Below are 19,936 nucleotides of genomic sequence, written 5' to 3' on the forward strand. Positions count from 1 at the left end.
TCAGCTCAATTTCAGGCTGCTTCGGCCCGGTAGATGGCCGAAAGGGGGCTGGAGGTGCCAGCTTCCAGGCGGGAGTTGAACACGTAATGGGTCGAGCAATAGGGGCAGACGATTTCGCTGTCCTTGCCCATGTCGAGATAGATGTGCGGGTGATCGAAGGGCGGCAGGGCACCGATGCACTGGAATTCCTTGGACCCGATCTCGATCTGGCGGAGACCTTCGGTATTGTGGAAATGAGGCGTAGTGCCGTGTGCCATCGCAAAGAACCCGGAGCGGTGATTGATTTGGCCGGACCTTAGTGCAAGGCCGAAGGCAAGGGAAGGCTTGCGCAAACCAATCGGCACTTGATTTCGCACGCCAAAGCCGCGAACTGGGCGTTTCGGCGCGCCTATGCCGCACCTGGTGAGAGACATGCCCACTTTTGTAAATGACGGCCTGACCCTGAGCTACGAGATCGCCGGCGCGGGGCCGCCGGTATTGTGCATTCACGGCTTTGCCTCGAGCGGCAAGGTCAACTGGATCGATGTCGGCTGGGTGGAGACGCTAGTTGGGGCCGGCTATCAGGCGATCACGCTGGACAATCGCGGGCATGGCGCCTCGGACAAGCCGCATGACCCGGAGCGCTATCACCCGCAGGACATGTCGGGGGACGCCGTGGCGCTGCTCGATCACCTGGGGATCGAAAAGGCGGCCGTGCTGGGCTATTCGATGGGCGCGCGGATCGCCGCCTTCATGGCGTTCGGCCATAAAGAGCGCGTTGCCTGCCTGATTCTGGGCGGCATGGGGATGAACCTGATCAACGGGCTCAGCGACGGCAATGATATCATAGCCGGGTTGCGGGCGCCTGCGCTGGAGGGGCTGACGCATCCGACGGCGCGGCAGTTCCGTATCTTTGCCGACCATACCAAATCCGACCGGGAAGCGCTGGCGGCCTGCATGGAAACCTCGCGCGAGCCGATGGCACGGGCCGACGTGCGGCGCATCAATGTGCCCGCGCTGGTGGCGGTGGGCGAGGCCGACAGCATGGCGGGCGCACCCGAGCCGCTGGCTGAACTGCTGCCGCAGGGCGAGGCCTATGTGATCCCCAAGCGGGACCATATGCGCGCGACCGGCGACAGGGCGTTCAAGGCGGCCGGACTGGCGTTTCTGGGCAGGACTTTTCCCGCGAACAGCCATTCGTGAACCAAACTGCACGCCGAAGCTTTGTCTTGGAGTACAAAATAGCCTATATCGCTAGACCACGATGAAGCGGAGCCGCGCCATGCCCACCAACGCCAAGACAGCGTCCAAGACCACGGCGGAGATCACATCGGTGGATCCGGTATGGGCGGCCGTACGGGCGGGCGCGCAACAGATCGTCGAGGCCGAGCCGTCGCTGGCCAATATGGCGATCTCCTCGGTGCTCAACCATGACACCTTCGAACAGGCACTGGCGCATCGGCTGGCGGCGCGTCTCGACCATGCCGATGTCTCGTCCGACCTGATCCGGCAGGCGTTTGCCGAGATCCTGGTGCAGTTTCCCGAGATCGGTACCAATGCGCGGGTCGACCTGGCAGCGACGCTGGAGCGCGACCCCGCGTGCCACCGCGCCGTCGAACCGCTGCTGTTCTTCAAGGGCTACCAAGCGATCCAGACGCACCGCTTTGCCCATGCCCTGTTCAAGGCCGGTCGCCGCGACTTTGCACTCTATTTGCAGAGCCGCTCCAGCCAGGTTTTTCAGGTCGATATCAATCCGGCCGTGGTGATTGGCAAGGGCATCATGCTCGACCATGGCACCGGGCTGGTGATCGGCGAGACCGCGGTGGTGGGCGACAACGTCTCGCTGCTGCAGGGCGTCACGCTGGGTGGCACCGGCAAGTCCGACCAGGACCGGCATCCCAAGATCGGCAATGGCGTCCTGATCGGGGCCGGCGCCAAGGTGCTGGGCAATATCCGAATCGGCGATTGCTCGCGTATCGGCGCCGGATCGGTGGTACTCAAGGAAGTGCCGCCCCGCGTGACGGTGGCCGGTGTGCCCGCCAAGGTGATTGGTGAAGCCGGTTGCGCCCAGCCGGCGCTGGTGATGGACCAGATGGTGCTGGTACACGATATGAACGGCTAGAGCTGCAAGGCCGGGCTGCCGGTTGTCACCGCTAAAATGGCGCCCAACAGGGGTTGTGTGACAGGCGGTGGTGGCTAGATTGCCGGCTTAACCCAAATCAGCAGGACATCGACAGTGAACCAACCCGAGATCATCAAGCTGCAGAAGTTCCTGCAGGTGAAGTTCAACAATCCCAAGATCGATGTGCGCCCGCGTCACAAGCTCGACGATTCGGTCGAGGTCTATATCGGCGATGAGTCGATCGGTCTGATCCATGCCGATGACGAGGACGGCGACAAGTCCTACATCTTCAACATGTCGATCCTGGATATCGATCTGGAAGACATCGAATAAAGCTCAATAGGCGCCGATGCGGGTGAGCCAGAGCTCCATGCCGGCATCAAACAGGCGCCACGATTGCAGAACCGTGGCGTCAAAGGCATAGATGGCGGCAATGCCGCTGGGCAGGTAGACGGTGCGCACGCACTGGCCCGCTCCCCCCACTTCCACAGCATCCAGACATTTGGCCACGAACGGATTGGGTGACAGCGCGTCATACCAGACGCTCTCGCCCACATAGCCGTTGCGCTGCAGCATCGGCTTGCCGACGAGGCCGGCCACGCCGCCCAAGGTCTCGGTGCTGAACTGATGCAGATAGACCCCGTCGAGCAGGCTGGCGCTGGTACGGGCACGACTGCGCGGCAGCAGCGTCACGTCGACGGGCAGTACAGCGCCGTCGGCGGTGGTCAGCATCAGGCGCAGATCGATCTGATCGGTGAAGCCGTTGCGGATCTGCTCGCCAAAGCGGAACCAACTAGTGGGAATGGCCAGTTCGCGCCCCGAAATGGTCTGGGTGACCGGATCGCCGTCGGCCAGGCCGGGCATGGCGGCCCGCGCGCCGCGGCCGAGTTCGTCGACCAGATAAGCCGCGCCCACGGCCAGCAGCAGAACCAGAACCGCGATGCCCGCCATGTTGTAGGCCAGACCATGATGGGCGTTGCCGCCGGCCACCGGGGCGGGTTGCGATTTCATTGCGTGCATTAACCAGATTCAGTGAGGGGAGGTGACAGCTGATTGGGCAGCCAATATGCTTAATGAAGGGTTAATTTGGGCGCTCGCACATTGCGCCGAATGATGGGGCTGATCGGCATGTTCAAGGAATTGCTACCACTGTACTTGATCGCCGTGGGGCTCTGCATCTCGGGGGCAGGGACGCATCTCTATCAATGGCTGGGCAACCAGCAGGCCATGCTGCGCTATGACGGCAGGAGTTTCCTGGGCTCGATGGGCAACCTGGCCATGAGCTTTGTCTGCGGCCCCTACATCATGCTGCAGCTCGGCTGGCGGCAGGAAAAGGGCGGCACGCTCTCGATGACCTCTGCCATGGTGTCGGCCGTGGTGGCCTTTGGCTGGGCGTTCATCACCGGCCTGATGTTCATGGGCGCCTATGTCGCCCTGCGCTACTAGGCGCATCTGCCACCGGGCGTGACCCGGCGGGGCTGATGCAGCGAAATTAATGAGGCCAGCATCGCTTTTGCGGTGCTGGCCTCATTCATCAGACCCCTATCAGGGTTAGTCTTGGGGCGGGGTCCGGAACCGGTAGAGCGCTAGTTGATTCCGGCGGTGGCAACGACCACTTCGCGGTTGTCGATCATGTCGACCCACTGGCCGGCATTGGCCTGGGACTGGCGCTTGATGAACTGGTAGGGGGTGGCATTCCACAGATCGACTGAGCCGATCTGGTTGTCGAGTACGAGATCGCCACGGTCGGTGCGCACCATGAGCACGGCGTGACCCTCACCATTGGCCTGCTTGACCACGGCCAGCAGCAGCGCGCTGGCAGGCCAGCCGGCATTGATCAGGTCGCGGCGCTTGGCCAGGGCATAGTCTTCGCAATCGCCATAGCCGTTCGGATAGGTCCAGAATTCGGTGGTCTGGTAGAGATCCTGGTCGGTCACGGGCACGACGGCGCCGTTGACCTGCGCATTGACCATGAGCAATTGCTGCCACAGCGTGTCAGTCAGGCCGACCGCCGGGACGACCTGGGCATTGGCTCGGCATTCCTCGGGGCGGCTCTGGCAGAACACGGCGTGTCCGACAGGAATGCTGGTGGTGCCGGCATTGGTCTGTACAAAGGCAATATTGGTCGTGTCGAAGGCCTGGCTCGGCGAGGCCAGTGCTGCGACTGCCATGAAGGCACCCAGCAGTGCGGCTCCCAGTCCCCGATTGTTGATGTGCATGGCGCGATCTCCCTGATGGAGACCACGTTAGAGAGGGCGGCTTGCCCTGATCCGAAAACTGCCGTGTAGTTTTTATGCGTGTTTTATCGACTTGATTATGGGCCAGTTAACCATGCGGGCCAAGCACTTAGGCAGGCCGGCTCAGGGGGCGATTCCGGCGAGCACGGCGGCATGGACAGCATCGTCCTGGTGGCTGCCTTTTCGGCACTGCTTGGAGCCGATGTGAACAGAGGCGGCTGCGGCGAGATTTCCGGAGCGCAGGACAAAGTCGTCCTGCATCACGGTGCCGGGACGTGAATGCCAGTTCTGGTGATGGGCGAGGATGGTGCGCCCCGCGGCATCGAGGACTAGCATGGTGACGCAGACATCGTCATCGTCACGCGGATCGCGATTGGTCAGTTGCTGGCTGAGATTTAGTCGCCCGGCCTGGGTGCCGATGGCGATGGCGATATCCACCCACTGGTGGCGTTTCCAGTCCCATTTCTGGTGATAGGCGGGGCAGACGAGGGTCGATCCGGCCGGCAGGCAACTGGCAATGGCGAACTTCTGCCAGGAATAACCCTGCCAGTCGGCCCGGCCATCAGCACGGGCAGGTTGGGCGAGAGCGAGAGCGCTGGCGAGGCAGGCCAGACCCAGCAGGAGCAGCAGAAGCGGGCGCAGGTTGAGTGTCATGGCACTGTCGTAATCGGATTTCTGACGACGGAACAGTGGTATGGCTCCAATGTCACGGATCGCCGGTCAGTGCATGCGGAGGTTCTGCTGGACGACGGTGAGCATTTCCTGGGCGGAGATGAATTCAACCGCGACGCCGTTCTGGAAATGGCGGGCGACGCGGGCCCGCATGCGGCCCAGGGTGATATTGGTGCCCATGGCCGGTCGCACATCAAGTTCGATGGCGGCGCCGGACAGCGAAATGTCGATGATCTTGCAGTTGTAGCGCCGGCCATCGTCGAGAACGACCGTGGAGTGTCGAATATCTGGGACGACACGTTCGTGCCGACGGTCCTCGGGCAGATCGAGGACATCCTTGTTGGCCAGCCAGGTCAGTTGCGCGGCCATCTTGTCGCGCTTGCGCGGCGAGGCTGCCAGGTCCATGACGAAACCGCCGTCGATCTGGCTGAGGATGGTGCCTTCAATGCGACCGATGGAATCGATATAGGCGATGACCTTTTCGCCAACGCCACCTGCCGCCGGGGCAATGACGACGGCGTCACCGGGTGACATGGCCAGAACCTGGCAGGGAAATTCCCGACGGTCGGCCAGCATGTAGCGGCCGAGAATAGAGACTTTGACGCGCTGGTACTTGCCGGCAGTTGCAACGGTGCGGGCGGGGGCAACGAACTGGGGAGAGGGTAGATCGTCGCTGAGCATCTGGCTGCCAACCCGTTTGGTGTGGAGCGCAGACTAGCCGGTCTTGGTTAACGCAAGGTTCTGCCGCGCCCCGGTTTGCGCAGCAAATGCCGCGCAAATTGTCGGGTGCAGCTTGGCATTGTGCTTACTGACGGCCCCCGTCAATAACGGCCAGATGGGCATAGCGGCGGGCCGTGCGGCCGAACACCATGGCGGGCATGGCCATGGGGGCGGTGTGGTTGGCATAGCCGGTGTCCGGGCCGACATTGGTGGCGACTTCGCGCACCTTGTCCTGCACCGCGATGTCATCAGGCCAGATCAGGCGCAGGCCGGTAATCCGCTGTTCCATGATGGGCTGCACGCCGAGCCAATAGGGCTCGTCAAGCGACGTCATGGCGCCGAGCAGGCGGGTATGGGTCGAGCCGTTGTGGCGCAGCGGCATCAGGATGGTTTCAAAGCTCACCTTGGTGTGCAGGGCAGTGGTGCCCTGGAAGGTGACCAAAGCCACGGCGTGGTCTTCGGTGACGGCGCGTATCAGGGTCTCCATGGCATCGCCATCGCGTTCGTGCCAGAGCCCGGAGAACGAGCGGCCCTTGAGTTCACGGCAATAGCTGGTGCACAAGTGCGAGCCGGCCAGCCGGAAGGAGAACTTGTCGCCCTCATCGAGCTCCAGAATGAACGTATTGGCCAGGGCCTCGCGGATCTGCGTGGGGTCGATGTCCTTCCGTTCGGGCGCGCTGCGCGACCCGCGGATGGAGTTCCAATAGTCATAGAGCGTCTTGGTGCTCGTCTTTTGCATGTTGCTTGACCCGCCATACGTGCATCGACGTTCCCCCTGATGGAACGCTTCTGCGGTATGGCGACATTCGCAAAACCCCACGGCAAAAGCGCTCTTAAACAATAGTTAAGGTTAACGTGGGTGTCCCAATGTGGAAAAGAAGATTGGAAGCCGCAGCCTGCCAGCGAGTCGGAGAGAAGTGATGTCTGAACAAGGGTCGTCGCCGGACAATGCCCCGCCTGCCGGGCGCGAGCCGGTATTCCTGTTGCCGGGCTCGGTGACGGCGATGATCGGCGTGCTGGTGGCGATTCACCTGGCATCAACCCTGGTTCTTAACCCGGACGGGTTGCGGCAGCTGATGTTCTGGTTTGCCTTCCAACCGCTGCGCATCGTGGCGGCATTCAGTGATCCGACCCTGGGCGTGCCGCTGCTGTGGACGCCGTTCACCCATGCGCTGCTGCATGGCGGCTGGGATCATCTGCTGTTCAACGCGGTGTGGTTCGCCATTTTCGCCACGCCGGTGGTCCGGCGCTATGGGGCAGGGCCGATGCTGGCGCTGTTCTTTGTCTGCGCGGCGGCGGGCGCGGCGCTGTTTGCCGCAACCTCGCTCTATTCGGGCGCCTATCTGATCGGCGCCTCTGGCGGCGTCTCGGGGCTGACCGGTGCGGCGGTGCGGTTCATTTTCCAACCGGTGATTGTCGCCGAGCACCCCGAAACCGGGCAGCGCGTCGTCGTCGGTCGCAAACTTGCCAGTCTTGCGGACGCCTGGCGCGATTCGCGCACGCGCACCTTCGTGCTGATCTGGGTGGTGCTGAACGCCGCCGTACCGCTGCTGCCGATCTTTACCGGGGCCGACGTGGCCGTGGCGTGGCAGGCGCATCTGGGCGGCTTTATTGCCGGGTTCCTGCTGGTCGGGCTGTTCGAGCGGCGCAGCTAGGGCTTGCCGGCATAGACTGCAGCGGGATCGAACAGGCGCGGCAAGCCGGTGTCTTCGAGTGTGGCGACGCCATCGGCCAGGATGGCGCGGCGGTAGAAGCAGGACTGGCGGCCGGTATGGCAGGCGGCGCCGCGGCCGGTCTGGTTAACCACGAGGACAATGGCGTCCTGGTCGCAATCGGTGCGCAGTTCAACCACCTCCTGCAGTTCGCCGGAGGTCTCGCCCTTTTTCCAGAGCTTGCCGCGCGAGCGCGACCAATAGTGGGCGATGCCGGTTTGCAGCGTCAGCGACAGCGCCTGCGCATTCATGTGCGCCAGCATGAGCACGGCATTGCTGCCGGCCTGGACGGTGACGACGGTGACAAGGCCCGCCGCGTCAAAACGGGGGGCGAAGGCCGTGCCTTCTTCAAGCTGCTCGTGACTGAGGGCGGCGGGGTCGGCAAAGGAAATGGTCATGGCATCCTTCTAGCGCCGCCCCGCCGGTTGATCCAGTGGGCTCAGCGCTTGCCGATCATCGCCAGGAAACGATCCTGCTCGACGCGGTCTTCAGCGAAGACACCGGTGAAGCGGTGGGTGATGGTGGAGGCGCCATGCGCGCGGACGCCGCGCATGGACATGCACATATGTTCGGCTTCGAGCATGACAGCGGTGCCGCGCGGGTTGAGATGTTCGTTGATGGCGTCGACGATCTGCGCGGTCAGGTTTTCCTGGGTCTGCAGGCGACGGGCGAAAACCTCCACCAGCCGCGCCAGCTTGGACAGGCCCACCACGCCGTCATGCGGCAGATAGGCAATGTGCACCTTGCCGACAAAGGGCACCATGTGGTGCTCGCAGTGGGAATTGAATGGGATGTCGCGCACCAGGACGATATCGTCATAGCCGCCGACATCCTTGAACGTCTTGGAGAGCACCGTACCGGCATCCTGGCCATAACCGGCGAAGAGCTCGCCATAGGCCCGGGTCACGCGGGCAGGGGTTTCGAGCAGACCCTCGCGGGTCGGGTCATCACCGGCCCAGGCGATCAGCGTGCGTACCGCCGCTTCGGCCTCGTCCTGGGTGGGGCGGGCAATGGCGGCAGTGGAAGAAAGAACGGCGCCGAGCGGCGTGGGTCGGGCATCCATGGGGCGGCTCCTTTGCGTGAGGCCTTTGGTACGCGGATGCCCCGATATTGGACCAGTGGGCACAACAACCTGACACTTCGCCTGCGAGCCCCTATATAAGGAGCGGCGCCAAGGGCGACAAGAAACAGAATTGTTTGGTTGATGGAACTCAGCGATCTCTATTCTCAGAAGATACTTGATCTTGCGGGTAATGCCCAGCAACCACCTCGGCTGATCGATCCGGACGGTTCGGCGCGCAAGGTGAGCCGGGTGTGCGGTTCGGTGGTGGAGGTCGATCTGGCCATCACTGACGGCGTCATCACGGCTTATGGCCATGCGGTCTCCGCCTGTGCCCTGGGGCAGACGTCGGCTGCCGTGGTGGCGCGGGAGGTTGTCGGTACGCCGGTGGCGGCGTTCCGCGAGCTGCGGGTGCAGATGCATGCCATGCTCAAGGAAAATGGCGCGCCACCCGGCGGCAAGTGGAGCGATCTGGGCTTTCTTGAGCCGGTGCGTGACTATCCGGCGCGGCACATGTCAACGCTGCTGGTATTTGATGCAGTGGTTGCGGCAATCGAAAAAGCCGAGTCCGCAGAATCACTTGCGGCGGTGCGGTGATGGATCGATTCAGTGCCGCCTTCTGGCGCATCGTCGATCTGCCGTTCAAGATCGTGGCCGTGCTGCTCATCACCATTTACCGCTACACGCTGTCGGCCTTTGCCGGCCGCACCTGCCGACACCTGCCCAGCTGTTCGGAATATACCGGCGACGCGATCTGGAAGTTCGGCTTCTGGCCGGGCGGCTGGATAGGGCTGGCGCGGTTCGTGCGCTGCCGCCCGGGCGGGACGGATGGCTATGATCCGGTGCCGGAGAGTATTCCTGCCGGCGCGCGCTGGTATCGCCCATGGACTTATGGGCGCTGGAAATAGCTAGGGTGAGGGTTGGCCAATCCGCTCCAGGAGTTCTTCGATCCGGCGATCGGTGCGCGCCTCCAGCCGGTTCTCCACATTCGACATGCGGCCGCCGATTTCTGACTTGATCATCAATTCCAGGTCGGCCTGCATGTTGGTCATATGGCGGTCGAGACGGAGGTTTTGATCCGCCAGCCCCACAACCACGGAACGCACGTCATCCATCTCACGGCGGAGCAGACGTTGCTCGTCGAGAACGCGCTCCAACTGCCGGGCAATGGATTGCAGGTCAACGGTGTTTTCGCTCATGGACCAAATATAGTCGTTTGGTGGCCGAATGCCCATACTGGAAATAGGCGGAAACCATGCTAGAGAGGCACCCTTGCCGCAATAATTGCGGCCTGACCCCAATTTCTGGAGATCCAAAATGACGATCAAGGTGACGTTTCCCGACGGTGCAGCTCGCGACTATCCGCGCGGCACCACCGGGACCACCATCGTCGAAGGCATCTCCAAGAGCCTGGCCAAGAAGACGGTGGCCATGCGCTGGAACGGCGTGCTCAGCGATCTGAGTGACGCGCCGGAGGCCGATGGCAAGATCGAATTCGTGACGCGTGACAGCGGCTCCAAGGATGTGCTGGAGCTGATCCGCCACGACGCCGCGCATGTGCTGGCCGAGGCGGTACAGGAACTGTGGCCCGATACGCAGGTGACGATCGGCCCGGTGATCGAGAACGGCTTCTATTACGACTTCAAGCGCGAAGCGCCGTTCTCGGAAGAGGACTTCCCGGCCATCGAAAAGAAGATGGCCGAGATCATCGATCGTGGTGCCGTGTTCACCAAGGAAATCTGGAGCCGCGACCAGGCCAAGGATTTCTTTGCCGCGCGTGGCGAGAACTTCAAGGTCGAGCTGGTCGATGCTATTCCGGCCGACCAGTCGCTCAAGATGTACAAGCAGGGTCAGTGGATCGACCTGTGCCGTGGCCCGCATATGCGCTCGGTCAAGGATGTCGGCATGGCATTCAAGCTGACCAAGGTGGCCGGTGCCTATTGGCGTGGCGACAGCAACAATCCGGTGCTGAGCCGCATCTACGGCACTGCCTTTGCGACCAAGGAAGAGCTCGATGCCTATCTGCATATGGTGGAAGAGGCGGAAAAGCGCGACCACCGCAAGATCGGCCAGGAAATGGACCTCTACCACTTCCAGCCCGAAGCGCAGGGGAGTGTGTTCTGGCACCCCAAGGGCTATGTGCTCTACAACCAGATGGAAGCCTATATCCGGCGGCGCCTGAACTCGTCGGGCTATCAGGAAGTGAAAACGCCGCAGCTGATGAGCTCCAAGTTCTGGGAGCAGTCGGGCCACTGGGGCAAGTATCGCGAGAACATGTTCGTGGTGCCCGACGAGGTGCCCGGGACCGAGGATGAAGGTCCGGTGCTCAGCGGCAAGGGCGACCTGATGGCGCTCAAGCCGATGAACTGCCCGGCGCATGTGCAGATCTTCAACCAGGGCATCAAGAGCTATCGCGATCTACCGCTGCGCATGGCCGAATTCGGCTGCTGCCACCGCAACGAGGCGCATGGCGCGCTGCACGGGCTGATGCGCGTGCGGCAGATGACCCAGGACGACGCGCATATCTTCTGCCGCGAAGACCAGATCCAGAGCGAGACCGAGCATTTCGTGCATCTGCTCTATTCGGTCTATGGCCATATGGGCTTTGACAATGTGGTCATCAAGCTGGCGACGCGGCCGGAAAAGTTCGGCGGCACCATCGAGCGCTGGGATGCGGCCGAGAAGGCGCTGGGCGATGCCCTGCGCGCCACCGGCTATGACTTCGAGATCGCCGAGGGAGAGGGCGCCTTTTATGCGCCCAAGCTCGAATTCCACCTTAGAGATGCCATCGGCCGCAGCTGGCAGGTAGGCACGCTGCAGCTCGACTATGTGCTGCCCGAGCGGCTCGACGCGACCTATATCGCCGAGGACGGCTCGCGCCAGTATGCGGTGATGCTGCACCGGGCGATCCTGGGATCGCTGGAGCGCTTCATCGGCATGCTGATCGAGAACTATGCCGGGCGGATGCCGATGTGGCTGGCCCCGACCCAGGTGGTGGTGGCGACCATCGTCTCGGAAGCCGACGACTATGCCGAAAAGCTGGTCCGCCAGCTCAAGGCCGCCGGGATCCGGGCCGAGCTCGACGTGCGTAACGAGAAGATCAACTACAAGGTGCGCGAGCACTCCGTCGGCAAGGTGCCGCTGATGTTCGTGGTGGGCAAGCGCGAGGCCGAGGAGGGGACCGTTTCGGTCCGTCGCCTGGGCACCGAGGGCCAGAAGGTCGAGCCGTTCATGGATGCCCTGGTGGCGCTCATGGCCGAGGCGACCCCGCCTGACCTCAAGGCAAAGGCGGCCTGAGCCATGCCGCTGCGTCCATCCAACCGCGAGATCAAGGTCATCACCCATATGGGTGAGGACAATGCGCTCGGTCCCGATGACTTCAAGGATGTGGGGGAAAAGGTCTTTGCCCGTATGCTGGAAAAGGGCTGGATCGAAAAGACCGCGGTCGAGGGCAAGTACAAGGCGACCATGAAGGGCCTGATCATCCACGAAGGCGAGATCATCTACGCCGGACGGTTGCGCAGTTAACAAGCAAGGAGCGGGACATGGCTGATCCCATCGTCATTACCCGCTCCGTCTCCATCGACCCGAGCGAGATCGAGGAGACCTTCGTGCGCTCGGCCGGGCCGGGTGGACAGAATGTCAACAAGGTCTCGAGCGCGGTGCAGCTGCGCTTTGACCTGGAAAACTCCCCGTCCATCCCCGAGGCAATGAAGCGGCGTGTGGCGGTGTTGGCGGGCAAGCGGTTGACCAAGGCCGGGGTCATCGTCATCACCGCCAATTCGCATCGCGACCAGCCGACGAACCGCGCCGATGCGCTCGAGAAGCTGGTGGCGCTGCTGGTGGCCGGCTCGCATGTGCCCAAGTTCCGGGTGGCGACGCGGCCGACATTGGCGTCCAAGCGAAGGCGACTGGATGGCAAGTCGATCCGCTCGGGCATCAAGCGACTGCGGGGCGGCGTGCCGCCCGACGCCCAGTGAGTGGGCCTACAAGCAGGCGTTAGGACCGAGGCAATTGGCACGTGCTGCGCTGACCAAATGTGTTATTGTCATGGCTTGGAAGCAGCATTAATCATGGAAATAGGTCATGACTTGGGCAGCTTGTTAAAAGCACGACTTTCATAGCGGTTCCCGCTATTGTGCAGGTCTTAGATTGAGGGTGCTGCTCCCATGAAAATAGCCATTGTTGGTTCGGGTTATGTTGGTCTGGTTACTGGTGTCTGTCTTGCCGACTTCGGGCATGACGTGATGTGTATCGATACGGACGAGCGCAAGATAGATGCCCTCAAGCTCGGCGAAATACCGATCTATGAGCCCGGTCTGAGCGAGCTGGTGAAGGCCAATGTTGATTCAGGACGCCTGTCATTCACCACTGATCTCAAGAAAGCCGTGCCGGTTGCAGAAGTCGTGTTCATTGCCGTTGGCACACCATCGCGCCGCGGAGACGGCCATGCCGATCTGAGCTATGTCCATGCGGTGGCCCAAGAAGTGGCCAACGCGGTGTCTGGCTTTACCGTGGTCGTGACCAAGTCGACCGTGCCCGTCGGCACCGGCGACGAGGTCGCCCACATCATTTCCAGCACCAACCCGGCAGCCGACGTGGCGGTGGTCTCCAATCCGGAATTCTTGCGCGAAGGCGCGGCGATCGACGACTTCAAGCGCCCCGATCGCATTGTGGTGGGCATCGAGGACGAGCGCGCCCGTTCGGTGATGACCGAAGTCTATCGCCCGCTCTATCTCAACAAGTCGCCGCTGATGTTCACCAACCGGCGCACGGCCGAGCTGATCAAGTATGCGGCAAATGCCTTCCTGGCCATGAAGATCACCTTCATCAACGAAATTGCCGACCTGTGCGAGGCTGCCGGCGGCAATGTGCAGGAAGTTTCGCGCGGCATCGGGCTGGATAACCGGATTGGCTCGAAATTCCTGCATGCGGGCCCCGGCTATGGCGGCTCGTGCTTTCCCAAGGATACGCTGGCACTGGTCAAGATCGCCCAGGATTTCGGCAGCCCGATGCGTCTGGTCGAGACCACGGTGTCGATCAATGACCAGCGCAAGCGGGCCATGTCGCGCAAGGTGATAGCGGCCTGTGGCGGCGATGTGCGCGGCAAGACGATCGGCGTGCTGGGCCTGACCTTCAAGCCGAATACCGACGACATGCGGGAGGCGCCGTCCATCGACATCATCCAGGGCCTGCTCGACAAGGGTGCCCGCGTGGTGGCCTATGATCCGCATGGCATGGAAGCCGCTCGCCGCTTGATCGACCATGTCGAGTATGTCGGCAGTTCCTATGCGGCTGCCGACAACGCCGATGCGCTGGTGCTAGTGACAGAGTGGAATGAGTTCCGTTCGCTCGACCTAGCCAGGATGAAGACGGCAATGAAAACCCCGGTGCTGGTGGACCTGCGCAACGTCTATAATGCTGAAGACGTCACCAGGCACGGCTTTGAGTATTACAGCGTGGGTCGGCCAGTCGGCTCGAGCGGCCTGAACGCCCTGACAGAGGCCGCCGAATAGACTGATGCGGTCAGGGTGGGTCGGCGTGAGCGGTCCCGCCCGTTTGTCAACGCAACGCGATGTGCTGGTGTCGCGCCGACCTGAAAAGAGTTTGCCTTGAAGATATTTATCAGCGGAACCGCCGGCTTCATCGGGTACCATCTGGCCCGCCGGTTTCTCAACGGGGGGCATGAGGTTACCGGCTTTGACGGGGTAACCGACTATTACGACATCACCCTCAAGCGGGCGCGCCTGGCCGAACTGGCGGCGGCACCGGGGTTCACGACCGTTGAGGGTCGCCTGGAGGATGCCGCGCTGCTGACCGACTCGCTGCGTCGGGCGGAGGCCGAGGTCGTCGTGCATCTGGCGGCTCAGGCCGGGGTGCGCTACAGCATCGAGCAGCCGCAGAGCTATATCAGCTCAAACCTGGTGGGCACGGCCAATCTGCTCGAGGCGGTACGGGCGCACAAGCCGGTGCATTTCCTGGCGGCCTCAACCAGTTCGGTCTATGGCGGCAATACCAAGATGCCCTTTTCCGAGTTGGATGCGGCTGACGCGCCGATCTCGCTCTATGCGGCAACCAAGAAGAGCAATGAGGCAATGGCGCATTCCTATGCGCACCTGTTCGACATTCCCACCACCATGCTGCGGTTCTTTACCGTCTATGGCCCATGGGGTCGGCCGGATATGGCGCTGTTCAAGTTCGTCGCCGCGATCCTTGGGGGCCGCTCCATCGAAATCTATGGCCAGGGCGAGATGCGGCGGGATTTCACATATGTTGATGACCTGATCGAGGCCGTCATGCGGCTGGTGCCGTTGGCGCCGGTGCGTGGCCAGCCGGTATCGGGGGATACGCTATCTCCGGTCGCGCCCTATCGCGTGGTCAACCTGGCCGGCGGGCATTCGGAAGAATTGATGGATTTCGTGCGCGCCATCGAGGCCGCTGTCGGGCAGAAGGCTGACTACAGAATGCTGCCGGTGCAGGCGGGCGATCCGCTGATGACGGCAGCCGACACCACCCTGCTGCAGCAGTTGATCGGATCGGTGCCGCGTACGCCGATCGACAAGGGTGTCGCCAATTTCGTCGCATGGTATCGCCGCTACCATCGCCTGTAGTCGCCGGTAGGGTCAAGGCGACACCGCCAGACGGCCGCCAGCGCCACGTCACAGCTTATGGCGAAGCCGCTGTCAGCGGCCCCACCGGATCAATTGGTTGCGTCGAAAGTGACCTTGTCGAGCAGGACGGTTGGGTCCTCTTCGGCTGCAATGAAATCCATCATGCCCAAGCCGGGCAATTGCTTGGCCGTCAGGCCAATGGACAGACTCGTTGCCTTGCCGCTGACAAAGGCGCTGACCGCCGTGCCGACCTGCTGGGCCTCGGCGGCCCCGGCCAGCATGCCGATCACCGTGCCTTCGGCCAGGCCAGCAAAGACGGGGCGCAAGGTGGCCGCATCGGTGCCCTGCTCGGCGGCGGCAATGGACAGGATGATGTCGGTCAGGCCGGCGTCCTCGATATCGAGCTTGAGGTTGCCCAGCGCCATGCCCATGGCCGCGGCCAACATCGCATTCTCGTCGTTGTCGAAAAGCGCTGCGGTGGCATTGTTGATGGTGCCGGCCAGCGAAACCGTCGCGAGGTCGGCGCCGGTCAGGGACACCTCGTTGATGGCAATGGTGCTGGTGGTCTCGTCCCAGCTGGCATTGATGGCAAAGCCGGCGTCGATGGAGGTCAGACCCAGCGCCAGCAGCGTCTGCAGCTGTTCGTCTGGCGATGTGGCCGGGATTTCCAGGACGATGTTGCTGGCGCTGGTGTCGAGGGAGCTCGGGATGCCGTTGACATAGTTCGACAGCGCCAGATCGAAGCTGCCGACGCTGGCAATTATACGGCCATCAGCAAGATCGGGATCTGGCACGTCGATGGCGACATCACCGATCGAGAAGCCGGCAAAGGCCGGGATTAGCGACCGGGCATTGTCAGCAAACCAGCTCTCGTCAAGCGCGTCGGGCGCGGCCTGGATGGCGGCAATCGGCGCTGACAGGTCGATCGGCTTGAAGCTGAGTGTACCGATGCTGATGGTGCCGTCCTCGCCAACGGCTATATCCATGCCGGTCATGTCAATTGCTGGATAGATCCCCGGGCTCATGCCGCCCATGGTCATGCTGGCGACCGAGAAATCGACTGGGTTGTCGTCTTCGTCGACACCCGAGCAGTCGAAGCCCTCAAACTCTACCGGCGAGGATTCAAAAGCGGTCAGCACATCTGCATAAAGCTGCATGGCCTTGCCGATCAGCTCAGGCGACGGATCGTCCGCCGGGGCCTCGAGCGCATCGAACAGCGCCACGATCTCGCCAAAGGACGATTTGATCGGGCGGCCGCGGAACTCGGCGGCCGTGACGGCGCCAAAGTTGCAGCTCATCTCGGGCGCGGTGAAGCTGCCGCCGTCAAAGCTGAAATCGGTATAGAGCGTCTGCATCTCGGTCTGGCCTTGGCCATCGACGAGGCCATAGAGGCCCAGCAGCCCGCCAATGTCGACCTGGCTGGCCGACAGGGCGCCAAAGTCGCCGTTGGCGTCCGCACTTGTCGTGACGGTCGTGCCGGACATGGTGACGGAGGCGGCGACGCCATCGACGACGTCACTGAGGATGATATCATGCCAGGTTACCGTGCTGTCGGTGGTCTTGCCCTCTGCCGTGACCTCGACGTTGAGGGTAATTTCGGGGATGGTGATGCTGGTGGCCGTCAGCCCGGCCAGCGCGTCGGCATTATCCACCAGTTCGCCCGAGAAGACGGCCCGCAGCGTGGCCTCATCCATATTGGCCGCAACGGCATCAATGGTGGGGATGTCGACGCTGGTCGTGGTGGTTGGAGCAGAGGTGCTGGCCTCGGCGGCGGGCGCGGGCTTGGTCTTCGTCTTTTGGGCCAGCGCCGGTGTCGCGGGCAGGGCCACGCCGAGCAGGCAGGCCAATGCCAGGGCGCCAAGACGGTGGTTGGTCGACATGGTGGAGAGCATCTTGTTCATCCCCGGGTTGCCGCCTCAATCTGGGCCTTTGAGAGCGCGGCTTCAATGGTCAAAAGTGTCATATTGTCCGGTGCAGGCACATCGGTGGCCGGCTAATAGACGGCGGTGAGAACCTCGATCTCGCGGGCCGAACCGGCGCTCACCTGGAACTCGCGATTGAAGACCTGTTCGCCCTGCTTGGCGAAGACGAGGTAGTCGCCCTCTGCCAAGACCGTCGAGGGAAAGGCGCCTAGGTCGGAGAAGATGGTCTCGCCATCGGCCGTCTTGACCGTCCATTCGACGTCGGCGATGGCTTCCCCGCCTGCCTCGGAAACCAGCTTGAACGAGATCTGGCTGGCATGGTGGTAGAGGGTGGCGTCGGTAAGCTGGCCCGGCTCGATGCGCAGGTCGGCCCGAACCACCGCGTTGATGGTCCCGAAATGGGAGACGATGTGATAGGTACCCGCCGTCAGGGTGACGATGTCGTTTGGCACCAGGCCCTCTGCGACCAGGGTGCGGTTGCCGTTGTCGCCGCTGAAGATGTCGAAGGTCAGCATGCTGGGCGGGATCGGGATGTCCCCGGTAACGGCCGAATTGAGCCGCAAGGCGCCGGCGCCGAGCACAAAATCGAAGGCATTGGGGCCCGGAACGACGGACATGGGTTCGCTGAGCTGGGCCCGGCCATAGGCGACATGGACGACATATTCGCCCGGCGGCAGCTCGATCTGGGCAATGCCCTGGTCGGACTTGGCCATCAACACCATTTCGCCGTCTGCCTTGGCGGTGCTGTCAAAGATGCGCCAGACCAGGCCGTCGGGAATGGGCTCGCCTTCGGGGGTGATGCGGCCCGTCAAGGTGACCGGCTGCGGGGCCGAGGTGACCGCCTCGATGGCTTCGGTGGCCCGGCTGGCAGATGCCGGTCCTGGTGCCGAGGACGGTTCGAGCGGGCGTGGCCGCGGCATGGGCGGCATTTCGGCTGTGCTCGACTGCGCCCATACCGCCGGAGCGTGCAAGGGCACGGCAAATCCTGTCAGAACCAGGGTGAGCAGCAGGGCCAGTCTCTGTCGCAAACGCATCTGGTCTCCTCTGCCGGTGCCTGCTGAATCGCTGCATCGGGATAAGCATGGAATGAGGAAAAGCTGTGTCACAGCAGCGCGGCGATGAAAACAGCGCAATGTCGTGAGCCACCGGTTTTGTGCGCTGCGCCGCTGGGTTCTGGCGCTGGCCCGGCAAATTGACTATTGCTCGGACGCCAAAGGAGTATGCCCATGCCCACCATTCCCGCCCTGCGCGATTATCTGCTGACCCGCCGATCGGTCGGCATGGCCTTCCTGGACGCGCCGGGGCCCGATCGGCAGGAACTCGAGCAGATCCTGACTATTGCCACGCGCGTGCCCGACCATGGCAAGATCGCCCCGTGGCGGCTGGTGCTAATCGCCGGCGATAACCGTGCCCTGGCCGGCGCGGCGCTGGCAGAGATTGCGGCGCGGAACCGCCCGGGCCTGGATGAGGCAAGCCTTGAGATCGAGCGGCGGCGGTTCCTGCCCGCGCCGGTGACCATCGGGGTGATCTCCTCTCCCAAGCCGCATCCCAAGGTGCCCGAATTCGAGCAGCTGCTGTCGGCAGCCAATGTGGCGTTCAATCTGCAGCACGCTGCGTTCGCGCTGGGATTTGCCGCCTCCTGGGTGACCCAGTGGTACGCCTTTGATCCGGCAGCAGCAGCCATGCTGGGCGCCCGGGCAGGGGAGCGCTTTGTCGGCTTCGTCAATATCGGTACGCCCAGCACGGTGGTGGAGGACCGGCTCCGGCCGGCGCTTGACGAGATCGTGAGCGTGTGGACGCCACCCCTCGCCTAACGGCCAATCTTGGTTAACGCGAGGTTAACCAAGTCGGGTGCTAGTGTGGACCGTCGCGATTCCCGGAGGGGTGAGCCTGCGCCATGGGCGTACAGCCGATTTCAGTGCCACAGAGTCTGGCCTATGTCCTGACCGCCGCCGGCGAGCGGAATGGCGTTGATTTCGACTACCTGCTGCAAACCGCCATCCGCGAGAGCAGCCTCAACCCGCAGGCCAAGGCCGGCACGTCGTCAGCGGTGGGGCTGTTCCAGTTTGTCGAGGGGACCTGGCTACAGGTGCTCAAGGAGGATGGGCCGCGGCTCGGCTATGGCGACTATGCCCAGCATATCGAGCGCAGTGGCGACGGGCGCTATGTGATCCGCGACCCCGAGGTGAAAGCCGCGATCCTCAAGCTGCGCGAAGATCCCAAGATTGCCTCGGATCTGGCGGCCGCCTTCACCAAGAGCAATGGCGACTATCTGCAGGCGCGGTTTGGCCGCATGCCGAGCGCCGGCGAGCTCTATATCGCGCATTTCCTGGGGGCGCAGGGCGCAGAACGCATGTTCACCGCCGGCCTGCAGGACCCTGACCAGATCGCGGCCAAGCTGTTCCCGCAGCAGGCGTCGGCCAACCAGGCGATCTTCTACTCGAACGGACAGGCGCGGACCATTCGGGACGTTTACCGCGTGCTGGTGTCCAAGCACGAAGCGGGTGACACCAATGCCAATTTTGCGGCGCAGCAGATGGTTGGTGGCGCGCCGGTCGCCGCCCCGGCAGCACTGCCGTCGCGATTTTCGCCTGCCAATATGTCGTTTACCGGCCTGTTCAAGAATGAGCCCGACGCGGCGCCATCCACCGTCACCGATGCCGGGGACGGTGGCGCGTTTTTCACCCAGCTCTACGCCCGTTGAAGCGCGGTGGGCGAGGGCACGTTCACCAGGCATTCACCACATGCGACGTTGAGCGATGGCATGCTGCAAACAGATCGACTGCAACCGCTGTTGTTTAGGGACGCTTAATACACTCGCGCTGTAGTGGGATCATCTGATCCTGTGAGCTGCTGCCGGTTTTGAGGACACCGAGTTAAGGTGTTTTTGGAACTGGAGAG

At 62.8% G+C, this 19,936-nt stretch carries 25 protein-coding genes; 14 read left to right on the plus strand and 11 right to left on the minus strand.

What is annotated here, in order from left to right; all coding sequences use genetic code 11:
• Positions 1 to 11 precede the first annotated feature (11 nt).
• On the minus strand, positions 12 to 257 hold the full coding sequence (locus AC4NN3_RS09715) for a zinc-finger domain-containing protein (protein WP_193335428.1): 246 nt from the start codon (positions 255 to 257) through the stop codon (positions 12 to 14).
• Between the two features lie 154 nt (positions 258 to 411).
• Here AC4NN3_RS09715 and AC4NN3_RS09720 point away from each other — a divergent pair, with 154 nt between their 5' ends.
• From AC4NN3_RS09720 to AC4NN3_RS09730, 3 genes are all read left to right on the plus strand, one after another.
• Positions 412 to 1,182: an alpha/beta fold hydrolase gene (locus tag AC4NN3_RS09720; protein WP_491926889.1), complete on the plus strand. Its 771-nt coding sequence runs from the start codon at positions 412 to 414 to the stop codon at positions 1,180 to 1,182.
• Positions 1,183 to 1,261: 79 nt separating this feature from the next.
• Positions 1,262 to 2,101, plus strand: a complete 840-nt coding sequence (gene cysE, locus AC4NN3_RS09725; RefSeq protein WP_491926890.1) for a serine O-acetyltransferase — start codon at positions 1,262 to 1,264, stop codon at positions 2,099 to 2,101.
• A gap of 114 nt (positions 2,102 to 2,215) precedes the next feature.
• On the plus strand, positions 2,216 to 2,434 hold the full coding sequence (locus AC4NN3_RS09730; protein WP_491926891.1) for a DUF3126 family protein: 219 nt from the start codon (positions 2,216 to 2,218) through the stop codon (positions 2,432 to 2,434).
• A 3-nt stretch (positions 2,435 to 2,437) separates the two neighbouring features.
• On the opposite strand, the gene AC4NN3_RS09735 is transcribed toward AC4NN3_RS09730, so the two are convergent.
• Positions 2,438 to 3,112: a hypothetical protein gene (locus tag AC4NN3_RS09735; protein ID WP_491926892.1), complete on the minus strand. Its 675-nt coding sequence runs from the start codon at positions 3,110 to 3,112 to the stop codon at positions 2,438 to 2,440.
• A 99-nt stretch (positions 3,113 to 3,211) separates the two neighbouring features.
• Between AC4NN3_RS09735 and AC4NN3_RS09740 the strand changes: the two genes are divergently transcribed.
• Positions 3,212 to 3,547, plus strand: coding sequence for a DUF6949 family protein (locus tag AC4NN3_RS09740; RefSeq protein ID WP_491926893.1), 336 nt, complete (start codon positions 3,212 to 3,214; stop codon positions 3,545 to 3,547).
• Positions 3,548 to 3,687: 140 nt separating this feature from the next.
• On the opposite strand, the gene AC4NN3_RS09745 is transcribed toward AC4NN3_RS09740, so the two are convergent.
• From AC4NN3_RS09745 to AC4NN3_RS09760, 4 genes are all read right to left on the minus strand, one after another.
• Positions 3,688 to 4,320 carry a transglutaminase-like cysteine peptidase gene (locus AC4NN3_RS09745; protein WP_491926894.1) on the minus strand — a complete coding sequence of 211 codons (633 nt, stop codon included), beginning with the start codon at positions 4,318 to 4,320 and terminating at the stop codon, positions 3,688 to 3,690.
• A gap of 141 nt (positions 4,321 to 4,461) precedes the next feature.
• Positions 4,462 to 4,992 carry a hypothetical protein gene (locus tag AC4NN3_RS09750; RefSeq protein WP_491926895.1) on the minus strand — a complete coding sequence of 177 codons (531 nt, stop codon included), beginning with the start codon at positions 4,990 to 4,992 and terminating at the stop codon, positions 4,462 to 4,464.
• Between the two features lie 66 nt (positions 4,993 to 5,058).
• Positions 5,059 to 5,691, minus strand: a complete 633-nt coding sequence (locus AC4NN3_RS09755) for a PilZ domain-containing protein (RefSeq protein WP_491926896.1) — start codon at positions 5,689 to 5,691, stop codon at positions 5,059 to 5,061.
• A 124-nt stretch (positions 5,692 to 5,815) separates the two neighbouring features.
• Entirely contained in the window at positions 5,816 to 6,469 is a 654-nt protein-coding gene (locus AC4NN3_RS09760) for a PAS domain-containing protein (protein ID WP_491926897.1), read from the minus strand.
• A 181-nt stretch (positions 6,470 to 6,650) separates the two neighbouring features.
• Here AC4NN3_RS09760 and AC4NN3_RS09765 point away from each other — a divergent pair, with 181 nt between their 5' ends.
• Positions 6,651 to 7,385, plus strand: a complete 735-nt coding sequence (locus AC4NN3_RS09765) for a rhomboid family intramembrane serine protease (RefSeq protein WP_491926898.1) — start codon at positions 6,651 to 6,653, stop codon at positions 7,383 to 7,385.
• Here AC4NN3_RS09765 and hisI read toward each other — a convergent pair.
• Both hisI and folE read right to left on the minus strand, forming a co-directional pair.
• A complete protein-coding gene (gene hisI / locus AC4NN3_RS09770; RefSeq protein WP_491926899.1) occupies positions 7,382 to 7,840 on the minus strand; it encodes a phosphoribosyl-AMP cyclohydrolase in 459 nt (152 codons plus the stop codon). The genes AC4NN3_RS09765 and hisI overlap by 4 nt on opposite strands.
• A gap of 41 nt (positions 7,841 to 7,881) precedes the next feature.
• Positions 7,882 to 8,505 (minus strand): GTP cyclohydrolase I FolE, encoded by a 624-nt coding sequence (gene folE / locus AC4NN3_RS09775; RefSeq protein ID WP_491926900.1) that lies wholly within the window; start codon positions 8,503 to 8,505, stop codon positions 7,882 to 7,884.
• Between the two features lie 141 nt (positions 8,506 to 8,646).
• On the opposite strand from folE, the gene AC4NN3_RS09780 reads away from it, so the two are divergent.
• Both AC4NN3_RS09780 and yidD read left to right on the plus strand, forming a co-directional pair.
• Complete coding sequence (locus AC4NN3_RS09780; protein WP_491926901.1) at positions 8,647 to 9,099, plus strand: iron-sulfur cluster assembly scaffold protein; 453 nt, start codon at positions 8,647 to 8,649, stop codon at positions 9,097 to 9,099.
• Positions 9,099 to 9,410, plus strand: a complete 312-nt coding sequence (gene yidD, locus AC4NN3_RS09785) for a membrane protein insertion efficiency factor YidD (protein ID WP_491926902.1) — start codon at positions 9,099 to 9,101, stop codon at positions 9,408 to 9,410. The genes AC4NN3_RS09780 and yidD overlap by 1 nt, the downstream gene beginning before the upstream one ends.
• On the opposite strand, the gene AC4NN3_RS09790 is transcribed toward yidD, so the two are convergent.
• A complete protein-coding gene (locus tag AC4NN3_RS09790) occupies positions 9,411 to 9,830 on the minus strand; it encodes a hypothetical protein (protein ID WP_491926903.1) in 420 nt (139 codons plus the stop codon).
• Here AC4NN3_RS09790 and thrS point away from each other — a divergent pair.
• From thrS to AC4NN3_RS09815, 5 genes are all read left to right on the plus strand, one after another.
• Positions 9,820 to 11,799: a threonine--tRNA ligase gene (gene thrS, locus AC4NN3_RS09795; RefSeq protein WP_491926904.1), complete on the plus strand. Its 1,980-nt coding sequence runs from the start codon at positions 9,820 to 9,822 to the stop codon at positions 11,797 to 11,799. The genes AC4NN3_RS09790 and thrS overlap by 11 nt on opposite strands.
• A gap of 3 nt (positions 11,800 to 11,802) precedes the next feature.
• Positions 11,803 to 12,030, plus strand: a complete 228-nt coding sequence (locus tag AC4NN3_RS09800) for a hypothetical protein (protein ID WP_193335442.1) — start codon at positions 11,803 to 11,805, stop codon at positions 12,028 to 12,030.
• A 17-nt stretch (positions 12,031 to 12,047) separates the two neighbouring features.
• On the plus strand, positions 12,048 to 12,482 hold the full coding sequence (gene arfB, locus AC4NN3_RS09805) for an alternative ribosome rescue aminoacyl-tRNA hydrolase ArfB (protein ID WP_491926905.1): 435 nt from the start codon (positions 12,048 to 12,050) through the stop codon (positions 12,480 to 12,482).
• Positions 12,483 to 12,671: 189 nt separating this feature from the next.
• Positions 12,672 to 14,018 (plus strand): UDP-glucose dehydrogenase family protein, encoded by a 1,347-nt coding sequence (locus tag AC4NN3_RS09810; RefSeq protein ID WP_491926906.1) that lies wholly within the window; start codon positions 12,672 to 12,674, stop codon positions 14,016 to 14,018.
• Between the two features lie 96 nt (positions 14,019 to 14,114).
• Positions 14,115 to 15,113 (plus strand): NAD-dependent epimerase/dehydratase family protein, encoded by a 999-nt coding sequence (locus tag AC4NN3_RS09815; protein WP_491926907.1) that lies wholly within the window; start codon positions 14,115 to 14,117, stop codon positions 15,111 to 15,113.
• An 89-nt stretch (positions 15,114 to 15,202) separates the two neighbouring features.
• Here AC4NN3_RS09815 and AC4NN3_RS09820 read toward each other — a convergent pair whose 3' ends face one another.
• Both AC4NN3_RS09820 and AC4NN3_RS09825 read right to left on the minus strand, forming a co-directional pair.
• On the minus strand, positions 15,203 to 17,014 hold the full coding sequence (locus AC4NN3_RS09820; RefSeq protein ID WP_491926908.1) for an aq_1923 C-terminal domain: 1,812 nt from the start codon (positions 17,012 to 17,014) through the stop codon (positions 15,203 to 15,205).
• 92 nt (positions 17,015 to 17,106) lie between these two features.
• Positions 17,107 to 18,069, minus strand: a complete 963-nt coding sequence (locus AC4NN3_RS09825) for an RgsD C-terminal domain-containing protein (RefSeq protein WP_491926909.1) — start codon at positions 18,067 to 18,069, stop codon at positions 17,107 to 17,109.
• Between the two features lie 192 nt (positions 18,070 to 18,261).
• Here AC4NN3_RS09825 and AC4NN3_RS09830 point away from each other — a divergent pair, with 192 nt between their 5' ends.
• Positions 18,262 to 18,849, plus strand: a complete 588-nt coding sequence (locus AC4NN3_RS09830; protein ID WP_491926910.1) for a nitroreductase family protein — start codon at positions 18,262 to 18,264, stop codon at positions 18,847 to 18,849.
• Positions 18,850 to 18,932: 83 nt separating this feature from the next.
• A complete protein-coding gene (locus AC4NN3_RS09835; RefSeq protein WP_491926911.1) occupies positions 18,933 to 19,739 on the plus strand; it encodes a transglycosylase SLT domain-containing protein in 807 nt (268 codons plus the stop codon).
• Positions 19,740 to 19,936 lie beyond the last annotated feature (197 nt).

Source organism: Devosia sp. MDV22-iso42 (genome assembly GCF_058629155.1).